9 protein-coding genes are annotated in these 12,905 nt (G+C 72.2%); 6 read left to right on the forward strand and 3 right to left on the reverse strand.

Annotated features, from left to right (window positions below; translation table 11 throughout):
* The first annotated feature begins 66 nt into the window (after window positions 1–66).
* The 5 genes from I3F54_RS00475 (at window position 67) to I3F54_RS00495 (ending at window position 7,120) form a co-directional block, all read left to right on the forward strand.
* Complete coding sequence (locus tag I3F54_RS00475; protein WP_240116435.1) at window positions 67–741, forward strand: DUF3000 domain-containing protein; 675 nt, start codon at window positions 67–69, stop codon at window positions 739–741.
* A 284-nt stretch (window positions 742–1,025) separates the two neighbouring features.
* Entirely contained in the window at window positions 1,026–1,688 is a 663-nt protein-coding gene (locus I3F54_RS00480) for a response regulator transcription factor (RefSeq protein WP_205384981.1), read from the forward strand.
* A gap of 264 nt (window positions 1,689–1,952) precedes the next feature.
* Window positions 1,953–3,233: a ribonuclease D gene (locus tag I3F54_RS00485; RefSeq protein WP_240116436.1), complete on the forward strand. Its 1,281-nt coding sequence runs from the start codon at window positions 1,953–1,955 to the stop codon at window positions 3,231–3,233.
* A gap of 540 nt (window positions 3,234–3,773) precedes the next feature.
* Window positions 3,774–4,994: an acetyl-CoA C-acyltransferase gene (locus I3F54_RS00490; protein WP_240116437.1), complete on the forward strand. Its 1,221-nt coding sequence runs from the start codon at window positions 3,774–3,776 to the stop codon at window positions 4,992–4,994.
* The gene (locus I3F54_RS00495) at window positions 4,991–7,120 is read left to right on the forward strand and encodes a 3-hydroxyacyl-CoA dehydrogenase NAD-binding domain-containing protein (RefSeq protein ID WP_240116438.1); all 2,130 of its coding nucleotides are present in this window, start codon (window positions 4,991–4,993) and stop codon (window positions 7,118–7,120) included. The genes I3F54_RS00490 and I3F54_RS00495 overlap by 4 nt, the downstream gene beginning before the upstream one ends.
* Before the next feature lie 152 nt (window positions 7,121–7,272).
* Here I3F54_RS00495 and I3F54_RS00500 read toward each other — a convergent pair whose 3' ends face one another.
* Window positions 7,273–8,289, reverse strand: a complete 1,017-nt coding sequence (locus I3F54_RS00500; protein WP_240116439.1) for a hypothetical protein — start codon at window positions 8,287–8,289, stop codon at window positions 7,273–7,275.
* Window positions 8,290–8,452: 163 nt separating this feature from the next.
* Between I3F54_RS00500 and I3F54_RS00505 the strand changes: the two genes are divergently transcribed.
* Window positions 8,453–8,830: an NTP pyrophosphohydrolase gene (locus tag I3F54_RS00505; RefSeq protein WP_240116440.1), complete on the forward strand. Its 378-nt coding sequence runs from the start codon at window positions 8,453–8,455 to the stop codon at window positions 8,828–8,830.
* 239 nt (window positions 8,831–9,069) lie between these two features.
* Here the strand turns inward: I3F54_RS00505 and I3F54_RS00510 are convergent, their stop codons facing one another.
* The gene (locus tag I3F54_RS00510) at window positions 9,070–10,569 is read right to left on the reverse strand and encodes an amino acid permease (RefSeq protein ID WP_240116441.1); all 1,500 of its coding nucleotides are present in this window, start codon (window positions 10,567–10,569) and stop codon (window positions 9,070–9,072) included.
* 212 nt (window positions 10,570–10,781) lie between these two features.
* Window positions 10,782–12,701 (reverse strand): 1-deoxy-D-xylulose-5-phosphate synthase, encoded by a 1,920-nt coding sequence (gene dxs / locus I3F54_RS00515; protein WP_240116442.1) that lies wholly within the window; start codon window positions 12,699–12,701, stop codon window positions 10,782–10,784.
* Between the last annotated feature and the right edge of the window lie 204 nt (window positions 12,702–12,905).

Below are 12,905 nucleotides of genomic sequence, written 5' to 3' on the forward strand. Positions count from 1 at the left end.
CACCCGCGGGCCGTCGGCTGGTGTCTTGCCCTGCACGAAGGCCCGCTTCCCCTTAATGTTCCCCGCATGGCTGCGGCTCAGGGACGACTGTCGGACGGCACGGGCGGAATGGACGAGGCGAAGGACAACAACGAGGGGGGATCGGGGGGCGGATCGGTTCCACCGCCGTTCCGGGCCGCGGTGGAGGCACTGCGCACCGCGCGCCTGCGCCCGCAGGTCGAGATCGAGCCGACGCGGGCGCCACAACGGCTCGCGCCGTTCGCGTACGCGCTGGAGGCCACGGTCGTGGACGGCGATCAGGATCTGGCGGACGGCCGGCTGGTGCTCCTGCACGACCCGGCCGGACACGACGCCTGGCGGGGTACCTTCCGGCTGGTGACGCTGGTGCGGGCGGATCTGGAGGCGGAGATGGCCGCCGATCCGCTGCTGCCGGAGGTGTGCTGGTCCTGGCTGACGGGGGCACTGCAGGCGCGCGGGCTGACGTATGGCGAGCCGAGCGGCACGGTCACGCGCGCAAGCTCCCACTACTTCGGCGGGCTCGCCGCACGCCCCGCGGCCTCGCAGATCGAGATCCGCGCCTCCTGGACCCCGCGCGAGGGGCTGGGCGGCGTCCCGGACGCGGCGTCCCATCTGACGGCCTGGTGCGACCTGCTGGCCCAGATCGCCGGCCTGCCGCCGGCCGGGCCGGGCGACGCCTCGGTGGTCACGCTGCCCCAGCGGCGGGGGCCCGAGTCGCGCTGAGCCCGGGCAGGACACCACTTCTCCGGCCCGTAATCCTGCACGGGCCCGTCTTGGGGATCTCTTTGTCGATACGGACACTTTGAGACCCATCTCGCCACCCAAACGGGCCCGATCGCACCCGACCGATCCGATTCGACCTTCGGACGATCGAGCGCGTGTCCGAATTGCGCGGATTGTTACTCACTAGATCGTGATCATTCTCTAAAGCCCACCAGGGTCGGTGCCGAAGACGACTGTGACCTTGAAAGCAGGGTTCGTCCCCATCCCGCACCCCAGGAGGCCTGGTGTCCGTTCTCCTCGAGCAGCCCTCAAGCCTGGTCGCCTACCGCCCGAACAAGCCCACCGCCATGGTCGTCGTCGCCGACCCGCGCGTCCGCTCCACCGTCACCCGCCACCTGTGGGCGCTCGGTGTGCGCGACGTCATCGAGGCCTCGTCCATCGCGGAGGCTCGTCCCCGCATCGGCAACCCCCGCGACATCTGCGTCGCCGACGTCCACCTGCCCGACGGCTCCGGTCTGACCCTCCTGTCGGAGACCCGGGCCGCGGGCTGGCCCAACGGGCTCGCCCTGTCCGCCGCCGACGACATCGGCGCCGTGCGCAACGCCCTCGCGGGCGGCGTCAAGGGCTACGTCGTCACCGGCACCCGCACCAACGTCGGGCTCCCCACCCGGCCCGGTGCGGCCCCCATCGGCGCCGCCGCCGCACGCATGCACCGCCGCCCCCCGGGCGCCCCGAGCCACCCGGGCGGCTACCGCGAGCTGTCCGGCCGCGAGGTGGAGGTGCTGCGACTGGTGGCGGAGGGCCAGTCGAACAAGGCGATCGGCGTCTCGATGGGCCTGTCCGCACTCACCGTCAAGAGCCACCTCGCCCGCATCGCCCGCAAGCTCGGCACCGGCGACCGGGCCGGCATGGTCGCGGTGGCCCTGCGGACCGGGATCATCCACTGAGCCGTTCGCCCGCCCACCCCTGCCGCAGCCCCCTCGCCCCTTCCCCGCCTTCTCTTCCCCTCTCCCCCTCCTGCCTCTCCCTCCCCCATCCCCTCCCTCGGCTTCACTGACGTGAACGGGACCGGCCGCCGTTCCCGGCTGCGCCACCCCCCCCTTCCCCGTAAACCCCCTCCCGCATCGGACTGACCGGTTTACGACCCCTGAGCGCCCGTCGGCGGAACGTTCCGTCGACGGGCGCTCTCCGCGGATGGATACCCTTGACATGTGACCGACGCCCAAAACACCGCAGCAGACACTTCACTGCGAACCACCGGAGGCGCCCCTCCGGACGACGGCGGGTCTTCTGCCGAAGGGGCGCCGATTCCTCTCCTGGAGCCGCGCGAGGGCATCCCGCCCGTGATCGCGGACGAGGCCTCGCTCACCGAGGCCGTCGCCGCGTTCGCCGCCGGGACCGGGCCCGTGGCCGTCGACGCCGAGCGTGCCTCCGGCTACCGGTACGGCCAGCGCGCCTACCTGGTGCAGCTGCGCCGCGAGGGCGCGGGCAGCGCGCTGATCGACCCCGTCGGCTGCCCCGACCTGTCCGGCCTGGGCGAGGCCCTGTCCGGCGTGGAGTGGGTGCTCCACGCCGCCACTCAGGACCTGCCCTGCCTGCGCGAGATAGGCATGGTCCCGACGCGGCTCTTCGACACCGAGCTGGCCGGACGACTCGCCGGGTTCCCGCGGGTCGGTCTCGGCGCCATGGTCGAGAACGTGCTCGGCTTCGTCCTGGAGAAGGGCCACTCCGCCGTCGACTGGTCCACCCGGCCGCTGCCCGAGCCCTGGCTGCGCTACGCCACCCTGGACGTCGAGCTGCTGGTCGACCTGCGCGACGCGCTGGAGAAGGAGCTGGACCGGCAGGGCAAGCTGGAGTGGGCGCAGCAGGAGTTCGACGCGATCGCCTCGGCCCCGCCGCCCGAGCCGCGCAAGGACCCCTGGCGGCGGACGTCCGGCATGCACAAGGTGCGGCGGCGCCGGCAGCTCGCCGTCGTCCGGGAGATGTGGCAGACCCGCGACCGGATCGCCCAGCGGAGGGACGTGTCGCCGGGAAAGGTGCTCTCCGACACCGCGATCGTGGAGGCCGCCCTCGCCCTGCCGGGCCAGGTGCACGCCCTGGCCGCGCTGAACGGGTTCGGCCACCGCATGGGGCGGCGGCAGCTGGAGCAGTGGCAGGCGGCCGTGGACCGCGCCAGGTCGCTTCCCGAGTCGGAGCTGCCGCAGCAGGGGCAGCCGGCGCTCGGTCCGCCCCCGCCGCGGGCGTGGGCGGACAAGGACCCCGCCGCAGCACAGCGGCTGTCCGCCGCGCGGGCCGGGGTGACGGCACTGGCCGAGCGGCTGAACCTGCCGCAGGAGAACCTCGTCACGCCGGACACGGTGCGCAGGGTCTGCTGGGAGCCGCCGAAGGCGGTCGACGCGGAGTCCGTGCGGGCCGCGCTCACCGGGTACGGCGCACGCCCCTGGCAGATCGAGCTGGTCACACCGGTCCTGGTCGGCGCGCTGTCCGCGTAGCCGCCCCAGGGCGTGCGGCGACGGCCGGCCTGCGACGCCCCCACCGTCCGACCGCCCGCCCCCGGTCGCCCGGCCCGGCCCGCGCCGGGCGACCGGGGGTGGCGCCGGCGCGACCGCGGCCCGAGGGCGTTCGGCCGGGCGCACCGCACGACGGCCGATGCCGCGCGGTGCCGTGCGTCGAAATCAGGCCAAGATCCTGCGCGGACGGGCGGCGAACGGGGAAGGGAAGCACGAGGCGGAGCCGGGACGCCCGAGGCGCCTCGGGCGGTGGTTCCCCTGCCGGGACGGCGGACGCGTTCGCCGGCCCCCAGGGCCAAAGGCCGTTGACCGGACCGGCCCGCGGCCGTGTCGGCTGCCGTCGCCGGTGCCTCCACGGTGGTGACCGCTGCCGCGGAGACACCGGCGGCTCCGCCAAGAGTGTGACCTTCGCCGCTTGGGCCTCCGGGACTGGGCAGCAACATTACCCGCGAGTAGCATGGGCCTGAGCGCACGCTCAGCGTGCCGCGGCAGTGCCATCCCGCACCCTGGAGGAGAGCCATCGTGCCTCGTACCGTCAGGGACGTCGTCTTCGTCGACGGCGTCCGCACCCCGTTCGGCAAGGCGGGCCCGAAGGGCATCTACCACGAGACCCGCGCCGACGACCTCGTCGTGAAGGCGATCCGGGAGCTGCTGCGCCGCAACCCCGGGCTCGATCCCCAGAAGATCGACGAGGTCGCCATCGCCGCGACCACCCAGATCGGCGACCAGGGCCTGACGCTGGGCCGCACGGCCGGCATCCTCGCCGGGCTCCCCCAGTCGGTCCCCGGCTACTCCATCGACCGCATGTGCGCCGGCGCCCTGACGGCCGTGACGACGACGGCGGGCTCCATCGCGTTCGGCGCCTACGACGCCGTCATCGCCGGTGGCGTGGAGCACATGGGCCGCCACCCGATGGGCGAGGGCGTGGACCCGAACCCGCGCTTCGTCTCCGAGAAGCTGGTCGACGAGTCGGCGCTGTTCATGGGCATGACCGCCGAGAACCTGCACGACCGCTACCCGCACATCACCAAGCTGCGCGCCGACGAGTACGCGGTGCGCTCGCAGGAGAAGGCCGCCAAGGCCTACGCGGGCGGCCAGATCCAGCAGGACCTGGTGCCGATCTCGGTACGCCGCACCGACCCCGAGGCCGGCGAGACGGGCTGGGGCCTGGTCACGGCGGACGAGCCGATGCGCCCGGGCACCACCCTGGAGAACCTGCAGAGCCTGAAGACCCCGTTCCGTGTGCACGGCCGGGTCACCGCGGGCAACGCGGCCGGCCTGAACGACGGCGCCACCGCCTCGATCATCGCGAGCGGGGACTTCGCCCGCGAGCACGGCCTGCCCGTCAAGATGCGCCTGGTCTCCTACGCCTTCGCCGGCGTGGAGCCCGAGGTCATGGGCTACGGCCCGATCCCGGCGACGGAGAAGGCGCTGGCCAAGGCGGGCCTGTCCATCTCCGACATCGGCCTGTTCGAGATCAACGAGGCCTTCGCCGTCCAGGTCCTGGCCTTCCTCGACCACTACGGCATCGCCGACGACGACGCGCGCGTCAACCAGTACGGCGGCGCCATCGCGTTCGGCCACCCGCTGGCGTCCTCCGGCGTCCGGCTGATGACGCAGCTGGCCCGCCAGTTCGAGGAGCAGCCGCACGTCCGCTACGGCCTGACCACCATGTGCGTCGGCTTCGGCATGGGCGCGACGGTCATCTGGGAGAACCCGTACTTCGACGGAGGCGACAAGTGAGCACCACCGCTGAACTCCTGAAGGGCGCGGCCGAGCTCTTCCCGGACGAGGTCGTCACTCAGGCGCACGTACGCCACTTCGACCTGCCGCTGGGTGCCGGGCGCTTCGCCCTGATCACCCTGGACAACGGCCACGACCACACCAAGCCGACCACCTTCGGCCCGCAGTCGCTGGCGAACCTCAACACCGCCGTCGACCAGGTGGAGAAGGAGGCCTCCGAGGGCGGGATCGTCGGCGTCGGCATCACCGGCAAGCCGTTCATCTTCGCAGTAGGCGCCGACCTCAAGGGTGTCGAGCTGCTGAAGGAGTGGGACCACGCCTACGCCGTCGGCAAGGGCGGCCACGACGTCTTCAAGCGGCTCTCGGGCCTGGAGGTCCCGACGTTCGCCTACTACAACGGCGCGGCCATGGGCGGCGGTGTAGAGGTCGGCCTGCACTGCACCTACCGCACGGTGTCGAAGGCCGTCCCGGCGTTCTCGCTGCCCGAGGTGTTCCTCGGTCTCGTCCCCGGCTGGGGCGGCTGCACCCTGCTGCCGAACCTGATCGGTGCCGACAGGGCCGTCTCGGTCGTCATCGAGAACAGCCTCAACCAGAACAAGCAGCTCAAGGGCCGCCAGGTCTTCGAACTCGGCATCGCCGACGCCCTCTTCGAAGGCGCGGACTTCCTGGAGCAGTCACTGATCTGGACCGCGCAGGTCCTCAAGGGCGACGTCGTGGTCGAGCGCCCGGTGATCGACCGCGGCGAGGCCTGGGACCAGGCCGTCGCCAGGGGCCGCTTCATCGCCGACGGCAAGGTGCACGGTGCGGCCCCGGCCGCCTACCGCGCCCTCGACATCATCGCCGCCGCCAGGAACGGCGACCTGGAGCAGGGCTTCGACGCCGAGGACAGGGCGCTCGCCGACCTGATCATGGGTGGCGAACTGCGCGCCGGCATCTACGCGTTCAACCTCGTGCAGAAGCGCGGCAAGCGCCCCGCGGGGGCCCCGGACAAGAACCTGGCCCGTCCGGTGACCAAGGTGGGCGTCGTGGGCGCGGGCCTGATGGCCTCGCAGCTCGCCCTGCTCTTCCTGCGCCGCCTGGAGGTCCCGGTCGTCCTCACGGACATCGACCAGGAGCGCGTCGACAAGGGCGTGGGCTACGTCCACGCCGAGATCGACAAGCTGCTCGCCAAGGGCCGCGTGAACCAGGACAAGGCCAACCGACTGAAGGCGCTGGTCACCGGTGTCCTGGACAAGGCCGAGGGCTTCGCGGACGCGGACTTCGTGATCGAGGCCGTGTTCGAGGAGATGAGCGTCAAGCAGAAGGTGTTCGCGGAGGTCGAGGCGGTCGCGCCCGCGCACGCGATCCTGGCGACGAACACCTCCTCCCTGTCGGTGACGGAGATGGCGTCGAAGCTGAAGCACCCCGAGCGGGTCGTCGGCTTCCACTTCTTCAACCCCGTGGCGATCCTTCCCCTGCTGGAGATCGTCCGCGGCGAGACGACGGACGACGCCTCCCTGGCGACCGCGTTCGCCGTCGCCAAGAAGCTGAAGAAGACGGCGGTTCTGGTCAAGGACGCCCCGGCGTTCGTGGTGAACCGCATCCTCACCCGCTTCATGGGCGAGATCCAGAACGTCATCGACGAGGGCACGCCGGTCGAGGTCGCGGAGAAGGCGATCGAGCCCCTGGGCCTGCCGATGTCCCCGCTGGTCCTGCTGGAGCTCGTCGGCCCGGCCATCGGACTGCACGTCTCCGAGACGCTCAACCGGGCGTTCCCGGACCGCTTCACGGTCTCCCCGAACCTGAAGGCGGTCGTCGAGGCGGGCAAGCGCGGCTTCTACGTCTACGACAGCGGCAAGCCCGAGCTGGACCCGGAGGTCGCCGCGCTGCTGAAGCAGGGCGGGACCGTCCTGACCGAGGAGCAGGTCCGCGACCGCGTCCTGGACGCCGTGGCCCAGGAGATCGGGCTCATGCTCGACGAGGGTGTCGTCGCCGAGGCGCAGGACATCGACCTCTGCCTCATCACCGGCGCCGGCTGGCCCTTCCACCTGGGCGGCATCACGCCGTACCTGGACCGTGCGGGCGTCTCCGAGCGGGTCAACGGCAAGAGGTTCCTGGAGACCGGGGTCGCCTCGGTTCCGGCGTGACCGTCGCGACCCGCGTGACCGGCATGGCCGGATCACGGACGTGAAGAGGGCCCCCGCACGAAGCTGTGAGACGTGCGGGGGCCCTCTCCGTCGTGCCCCGCGGCCGGTGGACCGGTCCGGTGGCGGCGCCGGCGCGGCTCAGTGCCGCGGCGTCACATCGTCCGCCACGGTGCCAGGGCCAGGCCCGGCTCGTCCGTGCGGACGGTGAGCTGCAGTCGGCCGGTCGACGGCGACAGGGCCACCGCGGCGAGACGGCCGTCGGAGTCCAGGGCGAGGGAGACCTCGGCGTCGGTGGGCAGTTCGGGGCCGGACTCGCTCCACCGGGCCCCCTCCAGTTCCTGTTCGCTCGGGTAGACGGCCAAGGCGACCCGGCCCGCGGCCGAACGCTGGGCGAGCACCGTGCAGTCGTGGCCGTCGACTTCACAGCGGACGGCTGCGACCGGGCCGGGGCCGGCCGCGGCGAGCAGGGCGACGGGCTTGGCCCCGCAGCGCCAGGCGCACAGCCGGCCGTCCTCGTCGACGAAGAACAGGGTGGTGTGCTCCTCGGAGGTGGCCACGGCACGCAACGTGCCCGGGCGGGCCACGATCTCCACGGCCTCCTCCACCGCGAACGGCCCCTCGGGCTCCTGCTGCCTCCAGTGCACGAGGCCGCCGGGGACGGCCGCGTACACCTCGACCCGGCCGTCCCCGCCCGCCACCGCGGCGGGCGGGCCCTGGATGTCCCGGCCCTTGAGGTCACGCCACGGTTCCCAGCCGCCCTTCGCCGACTGGGCCCGCATGCTCAGCCCGCCACCGCCGTTGCGGACGAAGACATGGGCGCGGCCCTCGCCGTCGACGGCGAGGGCGGGATCCCCGGTGCGGTCGCCCTTGCCGTTCGGGTGGCCGATGGGTTCCCAGTCCAGGGGGGCCAGCAGGGGCCGGAAGTGCGTGGAGTGCACCAGGCCGGACTCGCCGGGCACCGTGGGACGCCAGGAGACCAGGTGCCCGTAGGCGTCAGTGCCCTGGCCGACCGCCAGGACGGGATGCAGGCGCTGGTCCCCGCCGATCCTGCGCGGGTCGCCCCAGGGCCCGCCGGGTACCCGCTCGGCCCGGCACAGCACGGCCTCGCCGGAGAGCTGATAGACACTGAGGCGGCCGTCTCTGCCGCGTATGAGCCACTCGCCGTTCACCGGATCACTTTATTCCGTCGCCACCTGTGCCGCCGCACCCGGGGCAGCCGTCCGGCCGCCTCCCCCGGGCGGCACCGGGGACCCGACGGGCATCGGCACGAGGGTGGGGGCGCGAGGGCGGTGAGCGGCACGAGGGCACGCAACGGCGTGCGAGGCTTGCCCCATGGACGACAGCAGCCCCCTTCTCGTGATCGTCGACGCCGCGAACGTCGTCGGTTCCGTACCCGACGGCTGGTGGCGGGACCGGCAGGGGGCGGCGCGGCGGCTTCGGGACCGGCTGGCGGCCGGCGGACTGCCCGGGCACACGGGTCCGGTGGAGATCGTCCTGGTGGTCGAGGGCTCGGCCCGCGGCGTGGAGCCGGTCCCCGGTGTGCGGGTCGAGGAGGCGCCCGGCAGCGGCGACGACCAGGTGGTCGAGCTGGTCGCGGGTGCCGCGGGGCGCCCGGCTCTCGTCGTCACCGCGGACCGGGAACTGCGGCGGCGGGTGTCCGAGCTGGGCGCGCGGGTCACGGGGCCGCGGGCGGTGCGCCCGTCGGCCTAGTGCCGCGGCAGACGACGTTCGCCCGGCGGGGAGCGGCGTCCGGTGCGTGCTCCCGGGGTGCCGGCCGGAAGTCCTCGTACTGGGCGTACTCGGGCTTTCGGCCGGTGCGGCGGGAGTGTGTGCCGGGCGCCGCGACGGTGCGAAGGTCGCCTGTTGCAGCACTGGGAACGGGGAGCCTGCGACCGGGACCCGCTGGTGCGGTCCGTCGGTGACCTGCCGGGGAGCGCCGCCCGGACGCCTCAGGGGCGGTCGGCCCCGGCGGTCTGTTCCTGACGGGCCAGGCGGCTGTGGGAACGGCCGTAGAGAAAGTACACGAGGAAGCCGATGAGCATCCAGATCGCGAAGCGGAGCCAGGTCTCGGCGGGCAGGTTGAGCATCAGCCACAGCGAGGCGCACACCGACAGGACCGGGATGACCGGCACCCAGGGTGTGCGGAAGGCGCGGTGCAGGTCGGGACGGGTGCGCCGCAGGATGATCACACCGATGGCGACCACCACGAACGCGAACAGGGTGCCGATGTTCACCAGCTCGGCGAGTTCGCTGAGCGGGGTGAAGCCGGCGAGCACCGCGATGAGCACGCCGAGCAGCACGGTGGGCCGGTGCGGGGTCCTGAAGCGGGGGTGGACCTGGGAGAAGAAGCGCGGCAGCAGGCCGTCGCGGCTCATCGCGAAGAACACCCGGGTCTGGCCCAGGAGCAGGATCATGCACACGGTGGTCAGGCCGACCGCGGCGCCGAAGCTGATGAAGCCCGAGAACCACGGGTATCCGTTGGCCTTGAACGCGTCGGCGAGCGGGGCGGACACGGACAGGTCGGTGTAGTGCTGCATGCCGGTGACGACGATGGACACGGCGACGTACAGCACCGTGCAGATGAACAGCGATCCGAGGATGCCGCGCGGCATGTCGCGCTGCGGGTTCCTGGTCTCCTCGGCCGCGGTGGCGACGACGTCGAAGCCGATGAAGGCGAAGAAGACGACGGAGGCGGCGGTGAAGATGCCCATCACGCCGAAGTTGGAGGGCGTCCAGCCGAACATCAGCTGGATGAGGGGCGCCTTGAGACTGTCGCTGGCCGGCACCTCCTGCGCCTTCGGGACGAACGGGTCGTAGTTGCTGCTGTCGATCAGGAAGGCGCCCGCGATGATCACGGTGAGCACGACGATCACCTTGATGGCCACGACGATCGAGGTGACGCGTGCGGACAGCTTGGTGCCGATCACCAGGACGGCGGTGAGGAACAGCACGAGGCCCGCCGCCAGGATGTCGAAGCCGAAGCCCTCGGCGCCGTCCCGGGAGCCGAGGGCGGCGGGCAGGTGCCAGCCGGCGTGGTCCAGCAGTGAGGCGATGTAACCGGACCAGCCGACGGCGACCACCGCCGTGCCGAGGGCGAACTCCAGGACCAGGTCCCAGCCGATGATCCAGGCGGGCAGTTCGCCGAGGGAGGCGTAGGAGAAGGTGTACGCGGAGCCGGCCACCGGAACGGTGGAGGCGAACTCGGCGTAGCAGAGCGCGGCGAGCGCGCAGACGACACCGGAGACCACGAAGGCCAGCGCGACCGCGGGGCCGGCGTTGTTCTTCGCGACCGTACCGGTGAGGACGAAGATGCCGGTGCCGATGATGACACCGACACCGAAGACGGTCAGGTCCAGCGCGGACAAGGATTTCCTGAGCGCGTGCTCTGGCGCCTCGGTGTCGAGGATGGACTGCTCGACCTTCTTCGTTCGGAAGAGGGTGCTGCTCACGGAGACCTCCCACGCTGTGTCGTCCTCGACATGATCGAGAGGAGGGCCGTCGCATATGCCCTGGCGCGCACCCTTTCACGCGAATGGGCCGGTTTCACCACTCTCGCGGGGGTGAAACCGGCCCATTCGGACGCCGATCGGGGAGGCGTTCCGGTGTGATCTTCAACCTTCGGCGTCGAACGCCGGAGATCAAGCTGGTGCCGCGGCAGGCCCTAGTCCCGCGCGGGCTCCACCTCGGCGGGGGTGCGCGCGTACCGTCCGTCGAGCTTCGCGACCAGGCCGGTGACCTGGCGGGCGATGTCCGGGGCGGTCAGGCCGATCTCGGCGAGGATCTCGGCACGGGAGGCGTGGTCGAGGAAGCGCGGCGGGATGCCGAAGTCGCGCAGCGGCACGTCGACGCCGGCGTCCCGCAGGGCCTGGGCGACGGCCGAGCCGACGCCGCCCACGCGGGAGTTGTCCTCCACGGTGACCACGACCCGGTGCCGTTCGGCGAGCGGGGCCATGGCCTCGTCAACGGGCTTGACCCAGCGGGGGTCGACGACGGTCGTGGAGATGCCCTGCTTGTCGAGCAGGTCGGCGATCTCCAGGCACATCGGCGCCAGCGCCCCGACCGAGACCAGGAGGACGTCGGGGCGGTCGGTGCCGGGCTCGCGCAGCACGTCCATGCCGCCCACCCGGCCCACGGCGGGCACGGCGGGGCCGACGGCGCCCTTGGAGAAGCGGACGACCGTCGGCGCGTCGTCGACCTGGACGGCCTCGCGCAACTGGGCGCGGACCTGCTCGGCGTCGCGGGGGGCGGCCAGCCTGAGGCCCGGCACGACCTGGAGGATCGACATGTCCCACATGCCGTTGTGGGAGGCGCCGTCGGTGCCGGTGACGCCGGCGCGGTCCAGGACGAAGGTCACCCCGCACCTGTGCAGGGCGACGTCCATGAGGACCTGGTCGAAGGCGCGGTTGAGGAAGGTGGCGTAGACGGCGAAGACCGGGTGCACGCCCCCGGCGGCCAGGCCGGCCGCCGACACGGCGCCGTGCTGCTCGGCGATGCCGACGTCGTAGACCCGCTCGGGGAAGGCCTTGGCGAACTTGTCGAGGCCGACCGGCTGGAGCATGGCGGCGGTGATGGCGACGATGTCCGCGCGCTCCCGGCCGAGCGCGACCATCTCGTCGCCGAACACGGACGTCCAGTCGGCGCCGGAGGTCGCGATCGGCAGCCCGGTGTCGGGGTGGATCTTGCCGACGGCGTGGAAGCGGTCGGCCTCGTCCTGGAGGGCGGGCTGGTAGCCGCGGCCCTTCTCGGTGAGGCAGTGGACGATGACCGGGCCGCCGAAGCGCTTGGCGCGCGTCAGCGCCGACTCCAGGGCCTCGATGTCGTGACCGTCGATCGGGCCGACGTACTTCAGGCCCAGGTCCTCGAACATGCCCTGCGGGGCGATGAAGTCCTTCAGTCCCTTCTTCGCGCCGTGCAGGGTCTCGTAGAGCGGCCTGCCGACGACCGGGGTGCGCTCCAGGACCTCCTTGGTGCGGGCCAGGAAGCGCTCGTAGCCGTCGGTGGTGCGCAGGGTCGCGAGGTGGTCGGCGAGGCCGCCGATGGTCGGCGCGTAGGAGCGCTCGTTGTCGTTGACGACGATGACCAGCGGGCGGTCCTTGGCGGCGGCGATGTTGTTGAGCGCCTCCCAGGCCATGCCGCCGGTCAGCGCGCCGTCACCGATGACGGCGACGACGTGGCTGTCGCGGTCGAGGATCTGGTTGGCCTTGGCGATGCCGTCGGCCCAGCCGAGGACGGTGGAGGCGTGGCTGTTCTCGATGACGTCGTGCTCGGACTCCGCCTGCGAGGGGTAGCCGGACAGGCCGCCCTTCATCTTCAGCCGGGAGAAGTCCTGCCGTCCGGTCAGCAGTTTGTGCACGTACGACTGGTGGCCGGTGTCCCACAGCACCTTGTCCCGGGGCGAGTCGAAGACGCGGTGGAGGGCGATGGTGAGCTCGACCACGCCGAGGTTGGGGCCGAGGTGGCCGCCGGTCTTGGAGACTGCGTCGACGAGGAAGGTGCGGATCTCCCCTGCCAGCTGGTCCAGCTCCTCCAGGCTGAGCCGGTCCAGATCGCGCGGTCCCCTGATGCGGGTCAGCAGCGGCACCCGTGCCTCCTTGAAGTCAAGCTGTTCGAGCTGTTGCCGGGCTTGTCGAGTCTAATGTTCCGTCTCTGCCGGCGGTGCGCGGCCTCTGCGTCGTACGTCACGCGTTCGGCCGTACCCGGGGACGCCCTTCTCCGCGCCCCGACGGCAGCGCCCCCGTGACAGGGCTGTGCCCGGCACCGCCGTCGGTGCCGGGCACGGGCCGTG

Origin of the sequence: Streptomyces sp. MUM 2J, from assembly GCF_022414535.1 — a bacterium.
GTDB lineage: Bacteria > Actinomycetota > Actinomycetes > Streptomycetales > Streptomycetaceae > Streptomyces.

Bases quoted from the DNA above. Each gene is read 5' to 3' on its own strand.
- I3F54_RS00475 (WP_240116435.1), top strand. From the start codon at position 67: ATGGCTGCGGCTCAGGGACGACTGTCGGACGGCACGGGCGGAATGGAC.
- I3F54_RS00505 (WP_240116440.1), top strand. From the start codon at position 8,453: ATGGACGACAGCAGCCCCCTTCTCGTGATCGTCGACGCCGCGAACGTC.